The following is a 19,901-nucleotide window of genomic DNA, read 5'->3' as shown; positions in this document are numbered from 1 at the left end:
ACGCTCCTTTTTCGTTGTTTCTCATTCAGGACAGGGATGGGAACAGCTTCTCCGATGCCCCTTTCAATCCCTCAATTAAGGCGTCTACGTCCTCCTGCTTGGTATCGTAGGAAAAGCTGATCCGCAGCACCCCGTCCCGTTCCCCCTTGGGCAGTTTCAGGGCGGCAAAGACGTGGCTGGGTTTCCCCTTGTGGCAGGCGGAGCCGGAGGAGATATATACCCCCCGGTCACTCAGGAAGCGGACCACCACCTCGCTCTTATAACCCACCAGGGAGATGGCTAGGATGTGGGGAGCGCCCCCCTGGGCCAGCAGTTTCGCCTTCGGCACTTCCTCCGCCAGCCGCCGAACGGTTTCTTCCTTCAGCCGGGCCATATGGGCCATGTCCTCCTCCAGAGTCTGCCGCCCCAGCCGGGCGGCGGCGGCGAACGCCGCGATCTGAGCTGTGGCCTCAGTACCCGACCGAAGGCCCTCCTCCTGCCCTCCGCCCCAGATCATGGGAGGCAGCTTCAGCCCCTTTCGAACATAGAGCGCCCCCACCCCTTTAGGGGCGTGGATCTTGTGCCCGCTGACTGTCAGCAGGTCTACACCCAGTTTTTTGGGGGAAAAAGGTATTTTCAAAAATCCCTGCACCGCGTCACAGTGGAGCAGAGCCGGGCAGCCAGTCCTCCGAATGACTTGGGCAACCTCCCCCACAGGCAGGATGGCGCCTAGTTCATTGTTAACCAGCATCATGGAGACCAGCGCCGTGTCCGGCCGCATCGCCTCCTCCACCTGGGCGGCAGTGATGTTACCCTGGCGGTCCGGCTCCAGGTATGTCACCTCATAGCCCCGGCGCTCCAATTCCCGGCAGGGCTCCAGCACAGCGGCGTGCTCGATGGCGGTGGTGATAATGTGCTTTCCTCGGCGGCGATTGACCTCCAGGGCAGACTGGATGGCCCAGTTGTCCCCCTCCGTGCCACAGGAGGTAAAAAACAGCTCCTCCGGCAGGCAGCCCAGGGCTTGGGCCACATTCCCCCGCCACTCCTTCATCCGGGCGGCCGCCTTGGTCCCCAGTTCATACCGGGACGAGGGGTTGCCCCAGCCTTTGGTCATCGCCTCTACCGCCGCCTGTACCGCCTCCGGCCGCACCGGCGTGGTGGCCGCATTATCCAAATAATGTATCATCCTGATCCACCCCAGTCTGTATCTGTTCAAAGTATCCTTCATTCTACCGTCTGCCTGGAGGAAAGTCAAGGCGGCGTAGACCGGCTCTGACCAGTGGGCTGCCGGACTTTCTCTCTATATCGGTCCTATCCGCACAACTTCCCTGGATACACTTATTTTTTCTTCTCCAGGAATATACTCTCCACAAGGAGACCTCTTTGTGGTATAATGAGAAAAAATCGCTCAAGGGTTCTCCCGGTCTTCTCCGGGCCTCTTATGCTCTCTGAAAAAGAAGGTTTTATCATGACCAATAACCAACGCATCTGTTATGTGGTGGGGGCCATGTCCCTGTCCCCCTCTCTGCGCCCCTACCCCGCTCCGGGGGACTACGTCATCGCCGCCGACCGTGGCTATGACTCCCTGATGGCCTACGGCGTCACACCTGACCTTGTGGTGGGCGACTTTGATTCCCTGGGTCGCACCCCCTCCCATCCCAACGTGATCCAGCTCCCAGCGGAGAAGGATGATACTGACATGGTCTACGCTCTTCGTAAGGGTCTGGAGCTGGGCTACCGGCGATTCGTTCTGCTGGGCGGCGTGGGTGGCCGGCTGGAGCACACCCTTGGCAACCTCCAGCTGCTGGACTGGCTGACTACCCAGGGGGCCCACGGATTCCTGGCAGGCGAAAAAACAGCGGCCACCGCCCTCCGGAACAGTTCCCTCACCTTCCCCGCCTCCATGTCTGGCTATCTATCTGTGTTCTGCAACAGCGGAACAGCGGAGGGGGTCACCCTCACTGGGCTCAAATTTCCGCTGGACCAGTATCAAATGGAGGGCAGTTTCCCCATTGGGGTCAGCAATGAGTTTCTGGGCACAGAGGCCACGGTGTCTGTAAGGCATGGTTCTCTCCTGCTGCTGTGGGAGGAATCGGGGAATTTTTACTCCCAGCTGCCCAAACTGTGGCCCAATCCTTGACTTTTTCCTTGCCTTTTGGGCTATCCTATGGTATAGTTGTTCCCTGATCTTGAGGGAGAGGAGGTGTCCCCAGTGGGCGAAGCGGTCAAGGTCGTCGCCAAAAACAGCAAGGCCTACCACGACTACTTTGTGGAAGAGAAATTTGAGGCCGGCATTGAACTGGCGGGCACCGAGGTCAAGTCTATCCGGCTGGGCAATGTGAATCTGAAGGATTCCTTCTGCATCATCAAGGAGGGGCAGCTGTCTGTCCTGGGTATGCACATCAGTCCATATGAAAAGGGCAATATTTTTAATAAGGACCCCCGCCGGCCCCGCCGGCTGCTTATGCACCGGCGGGAGATCCTGCGGCTCTCCGGCCGAATCCAGCAGGACGGCTACTCCCTCATCCCCCTGTCCGTCTATTTCAAGGGTCCCCGGGTCAAACTGGAGCTGGGGCTTGCTAAGGGCAAGAAGCTCTATGACAAGCGGGAGTCCTCCGCCAAGCGGGACGCCAAGCGGGAAATAGACCGGGCGATGAAGACAAGGAACCGGTGACCGGTACTATCAGAAAGGATGACAGATATGGCACAGAATCCCATTGTCACCATCGAAATGGAAGACGGCGGCGTCATGAAGGCGGAGCTCTATCCTGAGGTGGCCCCCAACAGCGTCAACAATTTCATCAGCCTGGTCCGCAAGGGCTTTTATAACGGGCTGATCTTCCACCGCTGTATCCCCGGATTCATGATCCAGGGTGGTTGCCCCCAAGGCACTGGTATGGGCGGTCCCGGCTACTCCATCAAGGGCGAGTTCAGCCAGAACGGTGTAAAGAACGACTTGGCCCACGACCGGGGTGTGCTGTCCATGGCTCGGGCCATGGCCCCCGACTCCGCCGGCAGTCAGTTTTTCATTATGGTCGAGAAGGCTCCCCACCTGGACGGCAGCTATGCCGCCTTTGGCAAGGTCTTTGAGGGCATGGAGGTGGCTGACGCCATCGTAAACAGCAAGACAGATTGGAATGACCGGCCCCGTCAGGACCAGAGGATGAAGTCGGTTACCGTTGACACCTTTGGTGTGGAGTACCCTGAACCGGAGAAAGTATAATATAGTCCTTGAGTAAGCGCATCCGTACCGGCGCGCCAGCCGTGCCGGTACGGTCTGATTTCACTGAATCCCTCAAGCAAACCACACTGCATACGTTTTCTTTTTCTGGCGGCAAAGCCGCTGTCCAAAATGGAACCCAGTGCAGCGGATCCGTTTTGGAGAGGAGGAATAAGGGAGCGAACGAAGTTTTCGCCATTATGGGAAGCGGAGTTGGCTGGACTTTGCGACGACGAGGGGGCGTACCGGTTTCGACGGGGACGCTGCAGTGGGAATAGCGGGCGGTGGCGCCTGGCCACCTTAAAACGGGCATTCTTTATAAATTAAAGAACGACAACTACGCTTACGCTGCCTAATTAAAGGCAGCCGTCTGACCGGGAAGGGCCACGAGCCCGGATCAGGCGTCGCTTAGTGGCGGACGTGAGCCGGCAAAGCTTTGAGCCGGCCATGCATCATGAAGCTCACCTGACCTTCAGGCGTGACGGCTTGCCTGAAGCGAAGGGAACGGGGAGAGCAAGACTCCTGTAATAACCGTCTGCGCCCGGAGAAGTTCCCATGAATGTGTTTTCGGACGGGAGTTCAACTCTCCCCGCCTCCACCAAAAGAAAATGCGGCTTGTTTCGACAAGTCGCATTTTCTTTTGGGTTTCGCTCCCGTTGGCCGCTCCACCCTTCGGTGATTGAAATGCTCGGGCGAAGTGAATTCGCCCTGCGCCAAGGTTTTGCCTGTGGCAAAACGCTTGTACGGCGCAAAGGCGCCGCCGGCCAGAAGGCCGGTTGGATGCTTCTCAAGAAAAATTGCAAATTTGAATCCAAGAGAGTTCGACCGACCTGAGAGGATTTGGATTGTTACCCCTTGCCAAAAAGAAAGACATCTGCTTTCAGCAGATGTCTTTCTTTTTGGGTTTCGGCCGCCTAAGTCGGCCGAAACCCTCCGGAATTTTAATGCTAGCGGTCGGCAGAGCTGCCCCTGCGCAATTCTCGGCCGCAGGCCGGGAATTTACGCGCCGCTCGGCGCACGGCCCAGAAGGGCCCGATAGGCGGTGTATTTCTTCTAACAGTCCCAAGGCTAAAAATATCGATTTTAACCGCTCTTTGCAGAACGAAACGGGACTGGTTGAAACAAGTCGCAATTCGTTCTAGGCAGCGTTCCTCAATATGCCGCTCATGAATCTCTCCTCAGCCTAACATGTTGTCCGGCTTTTCAATATGGCTGCTGTGTCACTACCTGCTGTTTTTTCCAGATATTTTGTACGCCGATTTTGCAGCCCAACGCCCTCCCTTTCTCCGATGGTGGCAAACATATGCTTAGGCTGGACAGAGGTCCACTTTAATTGGAGGAATCATGATCCCTGGCACACAGCGCGCGCTGCCGCCGACTTTTACAACACAGACGTTCCTCCATGAACTTCTGATGAGAAATGTCAATAACCATACCTGTGAGAAGCATATTCCCCTGTTGCTCAGACAATGAGCCGTTCATCAGCAGCCACACGACCTCTCCATCGGGACGGACGACACGGTATTCTAAGCTAACCGTTTGCTCCTTCTGTTCCACGGCTTTGTGCAGCCGCCGCTCAATAAAAGGAATATCCGCTGGATGGACCAAATGGATCGTCCCGTTATTGAGTCGATTGCGTAGACTCTCCCTCGTAATGCCATGTAGCGAATAGTAGTGATCGTTAGCATAAATCAGGGTAAAATCCCGGTCCATTCTGGCGCGGAAAATTCCACCCATAGGACACTGAACGATGGATTCCAACTCAGCCTGCGCCTCCACTTGGCCAGTGATATCTAAGCATAGGCTGACCAGCACTGACTCCCCATTCGGCAGAACCGTCTGTACCCCTGTCTCTTTCACCCAGATATAGCCTTTATCTCTGCATAGCATTCTATAAGTTGTTGTGTAACTGTTTCCACTCATAAGGGCCTGTGCAATTTCACTCCGCAAGCTCTCCCGATCCTCGGCCCGAACGCAGTTGATCACAGCACCTTTAATTGCGGTGGCAAAGTCCGTCTGGTTTGGGTAATCCAGAAAAGACAGCATCCGGTCATCTATGTAATAGAGGGGAAAATCCGGAGTATTATAGGTAATCATAATACCGCCAAACATACATTCACTTAACAAGTTCAGCATTGCTTTTTCTACACAACGCTCCAGTTCCCTATGCGCACCATGCTTATGGGCGGAAAAACGCCAAGAGGCTGGCATTTTTAAATCACTTTTCATTCTCACATATCTCTCTCCTAATTTCGAGATCGAGTATCATTGACCTTGCATCGCTATATTTTCAGCTCCGATGTTTGAGACAGCCTGTTGAATTTTGAAGGTCAGAGCATTCATCTCGTCTAAAATCTCGTTGTATATCTGCGCGCGGCATACTGACATGGCATCACATGAACTGTCTCCCATTGGATGTGTCTCTTGTCTCCAACGAAGGAATAAGACTTTCAGTTCATTGGAATTTCTAGTGTTGATAGGGTCCAGATACTGCTCCACCGACTCCAGATCCCCGCGCGTCAGAGCCCCCTCAAAGGCATAGCGTATCGCACGTTCAACTTGCCCCGGAGTCGCTCCATTCTGTTTGGCTATCTTTGCGTATAACACACAAACTTTACCAGAAAAATAGTAGGAATCTTTATCCATGAGTTCCAAAGCGTCGTGAATATATGTGAATCCTTTTGTATTAGCCGGAATCCCTGCACGCAATAGGATATCCACGATTTCATTCTGCAGCATAATCTAAAATATCCTTTCAGTAATAATTTTCTCACTACTCTCACGGCAGCCCCATACATTTGTGGGTTGACAGGAACTGTCTTTTGCTTTAGTATTATCGATATACTCAGTGTTCTCAACTCATGGTATGTACGTCCACGTATCACGAACAACGGTTTTAGCTTACAACAAACATCTTTGAAAGTCAACCATTTTTTACAAATTTCTTGTTACTATTTTTCTCATCTGCAAGAGATTTGTAAGGCAGGAAATGAGGATTGGAGCGTCTAACAAGGAGGAGCTCATATGAGCCTAGGAGATAAATTGCGGCAGAGGAGACAGGAAATGGGCCTCACCAGGCCCCAGCTGGCAGCTAAAATCTGCGTGACTCCGTCAGCGATTGCCAACTATGAAAATGGAATCAGCACCCCAAAGCCTGACATCTTAATTTCCCTGATTAATGTCTTAGAGGTTGACGCCAACTATATTTACTCTGATTATCTTGGAACAAACCGGATCAGCAAAATTTATGACCAGGCTCTAAGCGCGGAAGAGATTGACGCCATCAAAAAATACAGAGCACTTTCTGAAGAGGGGAAGCGGCTTGTTCGGCTGATTGTAAACGAGGAATATACTCGAACAATCGCCAGAAGCCGGCTCACCCTTCCCTGTTATCTGCCTGGTGTACGCAAGCTTCACACTGGTTTTCTCATGCAAGAGAACTTGGGCAGTGTGCGTATCATGCGAAAGGATCTGCCGGTTGGGGCCGATTTCTGCTTTCAGATTCAGGTAGACCAATATCTGCCCGTCTTCCGTAAATTCGATATTCTGGCCCTTCAGAGAAGGCAGGCAGGGCACAATGAGATGGGGCTGTTTTGTCTCAACGGTATTTATTATCTTCGTACCCTTTTTCAAGAGAGGGGAGAGTGTCGTCTGCGGGCTCTAAATGTAATTGATGAGGACATCTTAGTAACAGAAACAGACGAATTCCGCTGTATTGGTACGGTTCTTGGGCAAGTAAATGGTATTTTGGAGCCCTCCTGAATGACCTACCTTGTCTGAATAAACTGTTGTTAGCTGTTCCGATCCGACAGGGGACGTTCCCTGTGAACGTCCTTCCCCGGTCTGACCAAATGCTGGCTGTTGTTCAGGCCAGGCAGGCTTGCTTTATACCTAAAATTCTTGCGCCGTAACGGTATCAGTCCCTCTATCCAGATACTCAAGACGCAATACACACTATATCCCCTGGGCGCAACTACCCGTAAGATAACCGGATCGGTCAGCTGGCTGTTCCGGTTTTTATCACATATACCCCATAAAAACCGTCTAAATCATATTAAGATAATATAAAGATTGCTGTTTTATTTTTCTTCCTCCAGTATAATGGAATCAAGTCGTTTGAAAGGAGGCCTGACCGTGCGCTTGAACAAACAGCTACAGGAGAAAAATAAGGAGTCCCTCTCCTCTGTCCTGCCCATCACGGCCATCGTGTTTCTCCTTTCCATCTCCATTGCGCCCCTCGATCCAGGCACGTTGGTCCTATTCCTGTTCGGCGCCATTTTGCTCATCGGCGGCATGGGCTTCTTTACTCTGGGTGTGGATATGTCCATGACCCCCATGGGTGAGGGAGTGGGCGTAGAAGTGAGCCGGGCCAGACACCTGATCGTCCCCATCGTCCTCTACTTTCTCCTGGGTGTACTCGCCACGGTAGCGGAACCAGACCTGCAAGTCCTGGCGGAGCAGGTCCCGTCCATCGACAACCCGGTCCTAATCTGGACCGTGGCCATTGGTGTGGGAATATTCCTGGTGATTGCCGCCATGCGTATCCGTATGGCTGTCCCTCTGCGCCGACTGCTCCTGGTCTTCTACTTTATCGTCTTTGCCCTGGCAGCCCTCGCGCCCGCCAACTTTATCCCCGTTTCCTTCGACTCTGGTGGCGTCACCACTGGACCTATCACAGTACCGTTCATCATGGCCCTTGGCGTAGGTATTGCCTCCACCCGCAGCGATAAAAACTCCGCCAGCGATAGCTTTGGCCTGGTTTCTCTCTGCTCCATCGGTCCCATCCTGTCCGTACTGCTACTTGGTAGTATCTACCGCCCTGAGCAGGCTGTGCCCCACACCACTTCCATCCCGGACGTATCCACCACACTAGAGGCTGCCCAATACTTTTGGGTTTCACTCCCGGCTTACTTCCGGGAAGTGGCCGTCGCTCTTATTCCTATCGCCGGCCTGTTCCTAGTGTTTCAGGTCGTCACCCGCCGGTTCAAGGGGAACGAGCTGCTCCGGATCGGTCTGGGCCTTGTCTACACCTATCTAGGGCTGGTCCTGTTCCTGTGCGGGGTCAATGTGGGCTTCATGCCCGCCGGCCAGCTCATTGGTGCCACCGTAGCTTCCAGCCCCAACCGCTGGCTGCTGGTCCCCATCGGAATGGTCATCGGCTATTATATCGTCAAGGCCGAGCCCGCCGTGGCCGTCCTTACCAAGCAGGTGGAGGAGGTCTCTAATGGCTCTATCACACATAAGGCCATGGGCCACGCCCTGTCTATCGGCGTCTGTGTTTCCGTGGGTCTGGCCATGCTGCGGGTGCTCACCGGTCTCAATATCTTTTGGCTGCTGATCCCAGGTTATGCCATCTCCCTGGGGCTCACCTTCTTTGTCCCACCTATTTTTACCGGTATTGCCTTTGACTCCGGCGGTGTAGCCAGCGGCCCCATGACGGCCACCTTTCTCCTTCCCTTTGCTCAGGGGGCCTGTCAGGCCCTGGGCGGGGATGTGATGACTGATGCCTTCGGCATCGTGGCTATGGTAGCTATGACCCCTCTGGTGACCATTCAGATCATGGGTCTGTCCAGTGTGGTCCGGCACAGCCTGGCCCGCCGCCGGTTCCGGCACCGCATGGAACAGGTAGAGGATGTCATTCTCTATTTTGACGGAAAGGAGGGGGCTTGAATGGACGCAGTCAGTCTGATCGTATCCATCGTAGAGCGCGGCCGGGGCGTGACTATGGAAAAGCTGTATGCCAGCCGTCAGGTGTCCCTCCATCTCCAGTGCGCCGGGAGGGGAACCGCCACCTCGGAGATCATGGATATCCTGGGCCTAGGCTCCAGCGAAAAGGATGTGGTCTTCAGCTTTGCCACCCGCCAGACCGCCGCTCGGCTGCTGTATGATCTGGACAGCGACCTGCGTGGAAGCACTGGCTCCAGCGGCATTGTCTTTGATCTGCCCCTCAGCGGACTGAACAGTTTGACCGCCGCCGTGGTCAATTTTCAAAGCGAGGGCGCAAAGAGGGAAAAAGGAGGGGAAGTCCCTATGGAGCACACAGAAAACAGCTTGATTCTGGTGGCCTGCAGTCGTGGCAGCGCGGACGATGTCATGGCCACTGCCAAAGAGCACGGGGCCCGCGGCGGCACAGTCATAAAGGCCCGTCTGGCCGGACTTGAGCTGCTGGAGGAGGCCTATGACACTGATCTAAAGGCGGAACGTGAGATCGTTGCCATCGTGGTACCCACTGACAGGCGCGCTTCCATCATGGAGGCGGTCAACGTCCAGCACGGCTTACGCAGTCCAGCCCAGAGCGTACTTTGTTCCCTGCCCATCGATCATATCGTGCGGCTGGGCTGATTTCACAGAAACGCCCCCGGACCAGAAAGGACCGGGGGCCGTCTTTTTTTCCATCTCCGCAGGCCAGTGCTATACCAGCTGTACCCGTACCTGCCCCTCCTGGGCCATGACCCTCAGGGTATCCCCCTGCTTCAATTTTCCTGCCAGGATCAAATCTGCCGCCGGGTCCTCCACCAGGGTAGAAACGGCCCTACGCAGGGGCCGGGCTCCATACTCCCTGTCGGCGCCCCGGTCCGCCAGCAGCGCAACCGCCTGGTCCTCTACCTCCATGGTCACTCCCAGCTTTGATAGGCGGGCCCCTGTCTCTAACAGGACTTGCCGGGCGATCTGCCCCAACGTATCCCGCTCCAGGGGATGGAACACCAAGGTGGCATCCAGCCGGTTGAGAAACTCCGGGGCAAAGGTGGACCGGGCGTCGGCCAGGACGGCCCGCTCCAGCTCCTCCCGCTCCGCCTGTCCTCCGGTGTGGAAGCCAAGACTCTGGCTTTTTCCGAAGCGGCGCGCCCCCAGGTTGGAGGTCATGACCAGCACTGTGTTTCGGAAGTCGGTTCGGCGGCCCTGGGCGTCAGTGAGCACCCCCTCCTCCATGACTTGAAGCAGAATGGACCACACGTCACGGTGTGCCTTCTCCAGCTCGTCCAGCAGTACCACAGACCATGGATTTTTCCGCACACGCTCGGTGAGCTGCCCCCCCTCCTCATGGCCCACGTAGCCGGGAGGCGAACCGATAAGGCGGGACACGCTGTGGGCCTCCATATACTCAGACATATCAAAGCGGAGCAGGGCCTCCTGGCTGCCGAAGAGGGCGGAAGCCAGGCTTCGGCATAGCTGGGTCTTGCCCACTCCACTGGGGCCCAGCAGCAGGAAACAGCCCACTGGCCGGCGGGGGTCCTTCAGCCCCAGGCGCCCCCGGCGGATAGCCTTTGTCACCGCCTCCACCGCCCGGTCCTGGCCCAGCAGAGTGCGGTTCAGCTCCTTCTCCAGCGTAGACAGAGCCTTCTTGTCCGCTTCGTCCGGATCGGTGACCGGAACGCCAGTCCACTGGGTCAGCACTGCCCGAATGTGGCTCTCCTCCACCTGACGGGGCTTCTGGGCTGCCTGCCACCGCTCCTTTCCCTCTCTCAGCTGGCGGCGGAAGTCCCCCTCCGCGTCTCGGAGGAGCGCCGCCCGCTCAAAGTCCTGGTCCTGGATGGCCCGGCCCATCTGCCGGCCCGCCTGGGCGGCTCTATCCTCCAGCTCTTTCAGCTCTGGGGGCAGGGCCTGACGGTCCAAGCGGGCTCTGGAGGCGGCCTCATCTACAAGGTCGATGGCCTTGTCGGGCAAAAACCGCTGGGGCAGATAGCGGATCGATAGGTCCACCGCCGCCGCCAGCGCCTCATCCGTGATCGTCAGGTGGTGGTGGCTCTCGTACCGGCCCCGGAGCCCTCTCAAAATGGCCAGAGCCTGGTCCCGGCTGGGTTCCCGCACTGTGACCGGCTGGAAGCGGCGCTCCAAGGCGGAGTCCTTTTCGATATGCCGACGATATTCGTCCAAAGTGGTGGCTCCGATGACTTGTATCTCCCCCCGCGCCAGGGCGGGCTTTAGAATATTGGCCGCGTCAATAGCACCTTCGGCAGAGCCCGCCCCCACGATGGTGTGGAGCTCATCAATGAACAGGATGATGTTGCCCGCCCGGCGGACTTCGTTCAGGACATGCTTCAGCTTCTCCTCAAATTCTCCCCGATATTTGGTGCCCGCTACCATGGAAGACAAGTCAAGGGCGCACACTCTCCTGCCCAGCAGGTGGGCAGGAGCGGTCCCGTCCGCAATGGCTAAGGCCAGCCCCTCGGCCACGGCAGTCTTGCCCACTCCCGGCTCCCCGATGAGGGCCGGGTTGTTTTTGGTCCGCCGGGACAGAATTTGAATCACTCGGGCCAGCTCCTCCTCCCGTCCGATAACCGGGTCCAGCCTTCCCTCGGCGGCCATTCGAGTCAGATCCCGGGCGCACTGGTCCAGTTGCCTGGTGTCGGAGGCAGTCCTCGCCTCCGGCTCCCGTGCTCTGGTTCTGGGTGGCAGCTCCTCTCCGCCTAGGGAGGCGGCCACTTGTCGGTACAGCTGGGCCGGTTCCACACCACAGTCGGTCAACAGGCGGATGGCGCCATTTTGCCCGTCCCCCAGTAACCCCAGCAGCAGGTGCTCTGAGTTCACCGCCCCATGACCCAGTCGGCGGCTCTCCCCCACCGCACCCCGAATCGCCTGACAGCAGTTGGGCGTCAGTCCTTGATGGAGGGAGCGGGCGGGCACTCCGATCCCAACCCGCTGGCCAATCGCGCAGCGGAGGGTATGGCTGTCTGCCCCAGCCTTACGCAGAGCACAGGCAGCGGGGCTGTACTCCTGGCTGGCCAGCCCCAGCAGCAGATGTTCACAGCCCACATAGCTGTGTCCCAGGCGGGCGGCATTCTCTTGGGCCAGGCGGATGGCCCCTAGGGCGGTAGAAGTAAACTGGCTGTCTGCCATAGAAAGATCACCTCGGTCTAAAATCTTTATTAAGGTTTCCCTCTTTTCTAAAAATTAGCATTGCATTTTTCAAAAGTTGTGTTAAAATGTAGGTACAATTTGATGGAGGTGTACTTAACATGGCTTATGTGATCGGTGATGCTTGCATCAGCTGTGGTTCCTGCGCGGATGCCTGCCCCGTGGGCGCCATTTCTCAGGGCGATGACCACTATGTGATCGACGCTGGTGCCTGCCTGGACTGTGGTTCCTGCGCTGGCACCTGCCCCATGAATGCTATTACTGAGGGCTAATCACAAAAAGTAACGCCGGAATACTCCGGCGTTATTTTTTATATCTTATAATCTAATTTTAAATATTATATTTAGTCATATTTCACATTGATATTTTGCTGTGAAACGGATATACTGGTATTAAGAAAACAGCCTTTCCTGACCTTGAAAGGAGCGATCTCTATGCGTCCTGATACCATAACCGTTCAGCCCCCTCTCTTTCCCTCCGTCCCCCGGCGGAGACGGGAAGTCCGGGATCCCTATGACGGCTTACGCCCCTGGTCAGCCATCACTCATGGAGCCGGCGCCGTATTGTCCCTGGCTGGAACGATATACCTTCTCCTCCGGACTGCCGCCGAGGGAAACGGGCTTGTCTTTGGACTAATGGCTGTCTACGGGTTGTCTATGGTCTGCCTCTACACAGCCAGCACTCTGTACCACTGCCTGCGGGTATCGGTGCCCGGCCGCCTCGCTCTGCGGAAATATGACCACTGCTCCATCTACCTTCTTATCGCTGGCAGCTATACTCCTCTGTGCTTGACCGCCCTTCGGGACAGCGGTGGCCCCGTCCTGCTGGCTCTGGTGTGGAGTGTGGGGGTGGTAGGTATGATACTGACCATCACCAAGCTCTCCATCCCCCGCTGGCTCACCAGCGCGATCTACCTGTTCATGGGCTGGCTGGCCATCTTCGCCATCGGCCCCATCCGCATCGCCCTGTCCTCCGTTTGCTTCTTTTGGCTCATGATGGGGGCTGCCATGTACACAGTGGGCGGTGTACTCTATGCGGTCAAGTGGCCCGGCCGAAATAACCCCCGCTTTGGCTGTCATGAGATATTTCACGTCTTTATCCTGCTAGGTAGTATCTGCCACTTTGTGATGATGTATCAGTTGTTATAAATTTGAATACCAGACAGGAGAGCGGGACGCCCCCAAGGGGCGTCCCGCTCTCTGTACCGGCATTTACTTTGCGATATTCTCACAGAAGTTCATGAAGATCTGCGCTACCTCGGCACGGGTGGCCCCGGCGGTAGGCGCCAGGGTGTTGTTCCCCTTGCCGGACAGCAGACCGGCGTTCACCGCCCAGTCCATGGCCTTCACGGCATAGCTGGAGATGGAGGAGGCGTCCAGATAGCCCTCTGTACCCTTGCCGCTCTGGCTGGTCTTGTACCCCTCGTTCTGGGCGTAGCGGTACAGGATGGCCGCCAGCTGCTCCCGTGTAATGGGATCGTTGGGGCCGAAGGTGTCCCCGTAGCCGGACACGATGCCCTCACCGGCCGCCCAGGAAATGGCGTCGGCGTACCAGGCGCCCTCCGCCACGTCAGCGAAGTCAGCGCTGCCGGCCGCGGGCTTGCCCTCCAGGCTGTACAGCATCTGGGCCACCATAGCACGGGTCAGGGTGCTGCCGGGGGCGAACTCCCGGCTGGACACACCGGACATCAGGCCGTTGTCCAGGGCGTAGTCCACCGCCTCATGGTACCAGGCGTCCTCGTCCACATCCCGGAAGCCGGCGGCGGGGCAGGTATCCTGGTGGTCGATCTCCACGAAGGAGGCCTCAATGGTCACCTTGGACCGGGGCATCTTGAAGGTATACTTGCCGTCGCCCTTGTCGGTCAGCTTGATCTCGTCCCCGTTCTTGTCGGTGACGGTCAGCTCGTCCAACTCATAGCCCTCGTCGGCCTTGACAGTGATGGTCACCGTCCGGCCGCTGGAGGCGCTCCTGGGGGACACGGTCACAGTGCCGTTTTCGATGTTCTTGTCCACGCTGATGGAGTAGCTGCTGGAACCGCCCCCGCCAGAGGATGGTGTTGAAACGCCGGTTTCGGTTGTCGCGGAAAGTCTTCCCGCATAGCCAGAGCCAGCAACGGGAGTTACCACTACACGAATATATTTACCTGCGTCCTCATTGGTCATCATATAGGCAGCTTCCGTCGCGCCGCTGATATCATAGAACATTCCGTCCGCAGTATCACCGGACTGCCATTGATAGGAAACAGATATGTTATCCGGGATTCCACTTGTTTCCGCAACAAGCGTTTGGCCAATCTCTGCCGTACCAGAGATAACCACATTTCCTGTCAAAGAGGGAAGGATCGTAACTGTTTTAGAGGGGACAGAATAAACGCTTCCATCCTCCGGATTGGTAAAATAATTACCAATTGTATTGATATATACATACATTCCCAAGTCGATGTAGTCCTCTAAGAATTCAGTCAGCGGTGCTCCGCCATCGTACTCGCCGTCTTTTAAGATTATGAGATCATCTGCTAACATGATTTCTTGAGGCTTTTCGTCATACTGTGGGTCGCCGCCGTAATAAATCTTTTGAAGCTGAATGGCCTGGCAATACATATATGTGACTTCTTCTGGACTATCCACGTCCCCAGCGGCATGAGTTGAGATGGATAGAGAGGACCCTGGTTCTAAAACCAATTCAGTCCTGACGGGGACTGGATCAGTCTCAAAATTGTCCATATTGATTCCGATCCCCGTAGCACAGGCAGGACCGATTTGCTCTCCGTCAGATTGGCCATCAGTTGTGGCCTCGATTGTGATGCTTCCCGAATTCGTTAATGTAGCATTATCCGTCAGATTGCTTAAATAAATGCCCCATGTATAGGCATCATAGGCTCTGCAGTGGATAGTCCCCGTGTTATTTAAAACCGATGAGGAGCTGTCCAGTTCAAGGCCAATCGCATATTCCGCGGTTAGGTTGTTTCCAGCGTTTTTCGCAGTCAACTCCATGGTTCCAGCATTGGTCATCTCCATTTGATCGCTCACAACAGAAACCGCACAGGCATGATTCGAGCCCTTATGCAGCTCCTCTGACACACCCTCGTAATTGCCACCGTAAGCCACTACATCCGACCTGATCAGACCATTGTTCTGCCATGGAACCGAGGTGCTGGTACCGCGCAGGCCATAGGCATCTCCATTTACTGTAGAAACAGTCAAGTCCAACTCTCCGCTGTTCTCCATCCCTCCGCTGTAGATCAGTATCCCATAAACGTCCGCACCACTCCAAGTGGTCAGGCTTTGATTCTGAATTTCAGCGGTGATTTTACCCGTATTTTTTAGAAACGCAGATTGCTCTTCATACTCGCCGCCTATAATACCGGCTATGGTATCACTATACCCGGCCTGGGATGGCACAGAGATTTCGATAAAAAGTGTGGCATTGTTGACCAGTCCTGCTCCGGTATAGATACCTGATATTTTTTCGGTACTGCCAGACTCCGCTGCCTGTGAAACGGAAATAGTCAGGGAAGAATCTTCTTCACTCTCAAGAAATTCGATCTCACCACTGTTTTGAATGGCAAAGAACTCAACATTCTCTTGGGTATTCTTTGCGGAAATACGATTTTCTCCAATCAGTGAAATGGTCAGCTTTTCTATGTCTGCCTGGATGGCAGAGATATCCTCTGCGCTAATCTCCGCACCATTCAGCGTCAATGTCGCAGAGGATGCCTCCCAGCGGATGTTATAGTCCTCTTGGGTAGCGCCCTCAGTTGTGACTGTCCCCATGTCCGTTTTAGCGTATTCTGTTTCTGGAGTCAGAGTCACATTTCCGACAGAAATACTCTCTCCATCTTCCTCTGTTGCCGACACCGTCATTGGCAGAAGACAGAGACAGAAGGACAAGACGGCTAGTAAACTTCTCTGCCATTTTTTCATGGGAATAGACCTCCTTTAAGTAACTATACTTTTATAATTTTTTAAGGAAGCCTAAATATCAAGAAATTTCTTGCTTATTTTGCATATTAATGATATATTTTTTATTGTAAAAAGTATGCTTTGTACAATTTGTAAAAGTATACCTTTCCAATATTCCTCCTTCTAGCCGGAGGGACCGATATCTTAAATTGAAAAGCAGCGGCTCCGCTTTTGCGGAGCCGCTGCTTTCATTAGGATACCTCAGAGTAGCTTTGGAGATTCCCTCATGGGGGCGATCTCCTTCCGGTAGACTCGGCGGAGGAACAACGCAGACATGGCCAAAGAGAACAGCTCCGCGATGGGGATGGACCACCATACCAGCGAAAGCTCCCCCGTCTGAGCCAGAAGGAATGCCATAGGGAGCAGGACCACCAGCTGCCGCACCACCGAAACGGCCAGAGAGAGCACACCGTGACCTAGAGCCTGGAATACGGAGGAGCAGACGATGGCGAAGCCGGCAAACAGGAAGCTGTAAGAGATGGTGCGCAAGGCGGGGACTCCGATGGTCAGCATATCTCCACCGCCCTCTCCTTCCGCCATGAACAACCCCAAAAACACATGGGGGATCATCTGAAACAGGAGCAGCCCCACCGCCATAATACCTACAGCATAGGTTATACTCAGCTTGATGGTCTTGATAATCCGGTCCGGCTTCCTGGCCCCGTAGTTGTAAGCCACGATTGGCACCATGCCGTTATTCAAGCCAAAGACAGGCATGAAGATAAAAGACTGGAGCTTGAAATAGACACCAAAGACCGCGGTGGCAGTAGCAGTGAAGGCGATCAGGATCTGGTTCATCCCAAACACCATTACCGAGCCGATGGACTGCATGGCAATCGAGGGGATACCCACGCTGTAGATCCCAGCCACGATGGCTTTGCGGGGCAAAAAATTCTTCCAGCTCAACTTGATGTCCGGGTTGCGCGTCAGGTTGAAGAACAGGGCCAGCAGGCCGCCGCAGATCTGTCCAACCACGGTGGCCACAGCAGCACCAGCTACCTCCATTCGGGGAAAGCCAAACAATCCAAAGATGAGAATGGGGTCCAGAATGATGTTGATAATCGCGCCGGTGGCCTGGGTAATCATGGTGTAGAAGGTACGGCCGGTAGCCTGGAGCAACCGCTCACAGGCGATGGACAAGAAGATTCCCACACTGACCCCGGACACGATGGTCAGATAGTCCGTGCCATACTCCACAATGCCGGGGATGTCAGTCTGTACGGTATAAAACAGCCGGGCGCAGGTCCAACCCAGTATGGTAAACACCAGACAACTGGCCGCGGCCAGGAACAGGCCGTTCATGGCCGTCTGGTTGGCCCGCTCAAAATCTTTCTGTCCCAGGCTGCGGGACAGAAGGGCATTGATACCTACTCCAGTACCCACGGCCACGGCGATCATCAGGTTTTGGACTGGAAAGGCCAGAGACACCGCATTCAAGGCGTCCTCGCTGAGCTGGGCCACAAATACGCTGTCCACCACATTATAAAACGCCTGGACCAGCATGGATATGATCATAGGCACCGCCATGTTCAGCAGCAGTTTATTTACCGGCATAACGCCCATCTTGTTCTCTGCGGGTCGCTCCACTTCCAGTTCCCCCTTTTTTCATATTTCGAGCAATACAGACAGTAATAGATTATAGTGGAAAGAAATTTTAATGTCAATGGCTTTCTTTCTGTGGTTTCCTTGGAGTAGAAATATCCTTCTACCCCTTGCGGGCCCGGCTCTCCTGTGGTAAAATAGTTTGCTAAATTATGAAATCACTATTTTTTAGAGGGAGTGGACTCCTTTGTCGAGATACGAATCTGAGATCAAACGCCGCCGCACCTTCGCCATCATCAGCCACCCGGACGCGGGCAAAACCACCTTGACGGAGAAATTCCTGCTCTACGGCGGGGCCATCGCCCAGGCCGGTCAGGTGAAGGGCAAGAAGAATACCCGGGCGGCCACCTCCGACTGGATGGAGATCGAGAAGCAGAGAGGGATCTCCGTCACCTCCTCGGTGATGCAGTTTCAGTACGAGGGCTACTGCATCAACATTCTGGACACCCCAGGCCACCAGGACTTCTCCGAGGACACCTACCGCACTCTCATGGCCGCCGATTCCGCCGTCATGGTCATCGACGGGGCCAAGGGCGTGGAAGCCCAGACCAGGAAGCTCTTCAAGGTGTGCGCCATGCGGGACATCCCCATTTTTACCTTTATCAACAAGATGGACCGAGAGGCACGGGACCCCTTTGAGCTGTGTGAGGAGCTGGAGCATGAGCTGGGATTGGACACCTATGCCATGAACTGGCCTATCGGCTGCGGCAAGGAGTTTAAGGGCGTTTACGACCGGAACAATGGCCGGGTGATCCATTTTACCTCTAATACCAACGCCCGGGCGGCGACCGCCACAGAGATCGAGCTGGAGGATCCGGCCCTGGCCGACCTGATCGGTCAGGCCAAACGGGACCAGCTGGTGGACGAGATCGAGCTGCTGGACGGAGCAAGCTGTGACTTTGATCTGGACCGGGTGCGCCACGGCAAGCTCTCCCCGGTGTTTTTCGGTTCCGCCCTGACCAACTTCGGTGTGGAACCCTTCCTGGAGGAGTTCCTCCGGTTGACCACCGCCCCCCTGCCCCGAAAGGCGGGAGATGAGGTGATCGACTCCTTCGACGAGGACTTCTCCGCCTTCGTCTTTAAGATCCAGGCCAATATGAATAAGGCTCACCGGGACCGGATCGCTTTTATGCGAATCGTGTCCGGTAAATTTGAGGCGGATAAGGAGGTCTACCACCTGCAGGGCGGAAAGAAGATCCGTCTGTCCCGGCCGCAGCAGCTGATGGCCGCCGAACGTGAGATCATCGAGGAGGCCTATGCCGGCGACATCATCGGTGTGTTCGATCCCGGTATCTTCTCCATTGGGGACACCCTGTGCGCCCCCGGCAAGAAATTCCGCTTTGATCCCATCCCCACCTTTGCCCCGGAGCACTTTCAGCGCATCCGCTCGGTGGATACCATGAAGCGAAAACAGTTTCTCAAGGGTGTGGAGCAGATCGCCCAAGAGGGCGCCATCCAGATCTTCAAGACTCCCTACACCGGCATGGAAGAGGTGATTGTTGGCGTGGTGGGCACTCTGCAATTCGATGTGCTGGAGTACCGCCTGCGCAGCGAGTACAACGTGGAGCTATATAAGGAGAGCCTGCCCTTCGAATACCTGCGCTGGATTGTCAAGGAGGACGAGGAGGCCCCCGCTCTCAGAGAGGAGGACCTGCTGCTCCCCAATGACGCCAAGCTGGTGGAGGACTACAAGGGCAACCAGCTGCTGCTGTTCGCCTCCCAGTGGTCTATTCAATGGGTACAGGACCGGAACAAGGGACTGGTCCTGGCTGAGTTCGGCGGGGCAAAGTTTTAATGTCTCCCTCCCCCTGTTCTCACAATACAGCGCCCCCTCGGATACACTAGACCGAGGGGGTGCTTTCTATGGAATGGGAAGATGAGGACACGCTATGCCGCCAGCTGGCGGACGCAGACGCCTCATTGTATTTTTTAATCCTGTTGATCTTGTCCGTCTGCCTGTCCTGGGCCGCCACAGCCATCCAACGGCAGGGGCTGTACCGTGTCCTGAAAGGCGAGATCCAGAAGCTCCCTGATGTCTTTTCCCTCCGTCTGGCTGCCAACGCACTGGTGGTAGGGGCACTGACCTTCTTCTTTGGTCTTGCTCTAAAGGGCTGGGCGGAGGCAGACCGTTATGATCCATCCGCTTGCCGGGCCGCCGAGACCGACCTGTGGGCCTCTCTCTTTGTTTTGGCCGCGGCCCTACTCCGGCTATCGGCCCTAGCGGGCGGCCAAGGGCAAGCTCCGGCCCCAGATCAGGACCTGCCTGATTAAATTAAAAAACA

General features: G+C 55.5%; 17 protein-coding genes and 1 other RNA gene. 12 read left to right on the top strand and 6 right to left on the bottom strand.

Annotation, left to right across the window (positions count from 1 at the left end; all coding sequences use genetic code 11):
* Nucleotides 1-25 precede the first annotated feature (25 nt).
* Nucleotides 26-1,165, bottom strand: a complete 1,140-nt coding sequence (locus tag WKS99_RS12955) for a cysteine desulfurase family protein (RefSeq protein ID WP_340406412.1) — start codon at nt 1,163-1,165, stop codon at nt 26-28.
* 282 nt (nt 1,166-1,447) lie between these two features.
* On the opposite strand from WKS99_RS12955, the gene WKS99_RS12950 reads away from it, so the two are divergent.
* The 5 genes from WKS99_RS12950 to WKS99_RS12930 all read left to right on the top strand — a co-directional run bounded on the left by WKS99_RS12950 (nt 1,448) and on the right by WKS99_RS12930 (nt 4,033).
* A complete protein-coding gene (locus tag WKS99_RS12950; protein ID WP_147573358.1) occupies nt 1,448-2,119 on the top strand; it encodes a thiamine diphosphokinase in 672 nt (223 codons plus the stop codon).
* A 72-nt stretch (nt 2,120-2,191) separates the two neighbouring features.
* Nucleotides 2,192-2,653 (top strand): SsrA-binding protein SmpB, encoded by a 462-nt coding sequence (gene smpB / locus WKS99_RS12945; RefSeq protein WP_147573357.1) that lies wholly within the window; start codon nt 2,192-2,194, stop codon nt 2,651-2,653.
* Nucleotides 2,654-2,680: 27 nt separating this feature from the next.
* Nucleotides 2,681-3,202: a peptidylprolyl isomerase gene (locus WKS99_RS12940; RefSeq protein ID WP_186853135.1), complete on the top strand. Its 522-nt coding sequence runs from the start codon at nt 2,681-2,683 to the stop codon at nt 3,200-3,202.
* Between the two features lie 233 nt (nt 3,203-3,435).
* Nucleotides 3,436-3,800, top strand: a transfer-messenger RNA (tmRNA) gene (gene ssrA, locus WKS99_RS12935).
* Complete coding sequence (locus WKS99_RS12930) at nt 3,755-4,033, top strand: hypothetical protein (protein ID WP_340406408.1); 279 nt, start codon at nt 3,755-3,757, stop codon at nt 4,031-4,033. Before ssrA ends, WKS99_RS12930 begins: the two co-directional genes overlap by 46 nt.
* A gap of 495 nt (nt 4,034-4,528) precedes the next feature.
* Here the strand turns inward: WKS99_RS12930 and WKS99_RS12925 are convergent, their stop codons facing one another.
* Nucleotides 4,529-5,428, bottom strand: coding sequence for a PAS domain-containing protein (locus tag WKS99_RS12925; protein WP_243201030.1), 900 nt, complete (start codon nt 5,426-5,428; stop codon nt 4,529-4,531).
* 36 nt (nt 5,429-5,464) lie between these two features.
* The gene (locus tag WKS99_RS12920) at nt 5,465-5,938 is read right to left on the bottom strand and encodes a sporulation initiation factor Spo0A C-terminal domain-containing protein (protein WP_147573355.1); all 474 of its coding nucleotides are present in this window, start codon (nt 5,936-5,938) and stop codon (nt 5,465-5,467) included.
* Nucleotides 5,939-6,223: 285 nt separating this feature from the next.
* Here WKS99_RS12920 and WKS99_RS12915 point away from each other — a divergent pair, with 285 nt between their 5' ends.
* The 3 genes from WKS99_RS12915 to WKS99_RS12905 all read left to right on the top strand — a co-directional run bounded on the left by WKS99_RS12915 (nt 6,224) and on the right by WKS99_RS12905 (nt 9,541).
* Nucleotides 6,224-6,961 carry a helix-turn-helix domain-containing protein gene (locus WKS99_RS12915; protein WP_147573354.1) on the top strand — a complete coding sequence of 246 codons (738 nt, stop codon included), beginning with the start codon at nt 6,224-6,226 and terminating at the stop codon, nt 6,959-6,961.
* Nucleotides 6,962-7,333: 372 nt separating this feature from the next.
* Nucleotides 7,334-8,869 (top strand): DUF1538 domain-containing protein, encoded by a 1,536-nt coding sequence (locus tag WKS99_RS12910; RefSeq protein ID WP_340406403.1) that lies wholly within the window; start codon nt 7,334-7,336, stop codon nt 8,867-8,869.
* The gene (locus WKS99_RS12905; protein WP_340406401.1) at nt 8,870-9,541 is read left to right on the top strand and encodes a hypothetical protein; all 672 of its coding nucleotides are present in this window, start codon (nt 8,870-8,872) and stop codon (nt 9,539-9,541) included.
* 69 nt (nt 9,542-9,610) lie between these two features.
* On the opposite strand, the gene WKS99_RS12900 is transcribed toward WKS99_RS12905, so the two are convergent.
* A complete protein-coding gene (locus tag WKS99_RS12900) occupies nt 9,611-12,037 on the bottom strand; it encodes an ATP-dependent Clp protease ATP-binding subunit (protein WP_240288582.1) in 2,427 nt (808 codons plus the stop codon).
* Nucleotides 12,038-12,156: 119 nt separating this feature from the next.
* Here WKS99_RS12900 and WKS99_RS12895 point away from each other — a divergent pair, with 119 nt between their 5' ends.
* Both WKS99_RS12895 and trhA read left to right on the top strand, forming a co-directional pair.
* Nucleotides 12,157-12,327 carry a DUF362 domain-containing protein gene (locus WKS99_RS12895; RefSeq protein ID WP_147573351.1) on the top strand — a complete coding sequence of 57 codons (171 nt, stop codon included), beginning with the start codon at nt 12,157-12,159 and terminating at the stop codon, nt 12,325-12,327.
* A gap of 162 nt (nt 12,328-12,489) precedes the next feature.
* Entirely contained in the window at nt 12,490-13,203 is a 714-nt protein-coding gene (gene trhA / locus WKS99_RS12890) for a PAQR family membrane homeostasis protein TrhA (protein WP_340406397.1), read from the top strand.
* 63 nt (nt 13,204-13,266) lie between these two features.
* On the opposite strand, the gene WKS99_RS12885 is transcribed toward trhA, so the two are convergent.
* The gene (locus tag WKS99_RS12885) at nt 13,267-15,978 is read right to left on the bottom strand and encodes an S-layer homology domain-containing protein (protein ID WP_340406395.1); all 2,712 of its coding nucleotides are present in this window, start codon (nt 15,976-15,978) and stop codon (nt 13,267-13,269) included.
* Between the two features lie 240 nt (nt 15,979-16,218).
* Complete coding sequence (locus tag WKS99_RS12880) at nt 16,219-17,580, bottom strand: MATE family efflux transporter (RefSeq protein ID WP_147573388.1); 1,362 nt, start codon at nt 17,578-17,580, stop codon at nt 16,219-16,221.
* Nucleotides 17,581-17,806: 226 nt separating this feature from the next.
* Between WKS99_RS12880 and WKS99_RS12875 the strand changes: the two genes are divergently transcribed.
* Together WKS99_RS12875 and WKS99_RS12870 are read left to right on the top strand one after the other, a co-directional pair.
* Nucleotides 17,807-19,414, top strand: coding sequence for a peptide chain release factor 3 (locus tag WKS99_RS12875; protein ID WP_147573348.1), 1,608 nt, complete (start codon nt 17,807-17,809; stop codon nt 19,412-19,414).
* Between the two features lie 68 nt (nt 19,415-19,482).
* Nucleotides 19,483-19,890, top strand: a complete 408-nt coding sequence (locus tag WKS99_RS12870) for a hypothetical protein (protein ID WP_340406392.1) — start codon at nt 19,483-19,485, stop codon at nt 19,888-19,890.
* The last annotated feature ends 11 nt before the right edge of the window (nt 19,891-19,901 follow it).

The organism is Flintibacter sp. HCN-6482, from assembly GCF_037892565.1.
Taxonomy (GTDB): domain Bacteria; phylum Bacillota; class Clostridia; order Oscillospirales; family Oscillospiraceae; genus Lawsonibacter; species Lawsonibacter aceti.
This window is presented reverse-complemented; position numbering and strand designations above follow the sequence as displayed.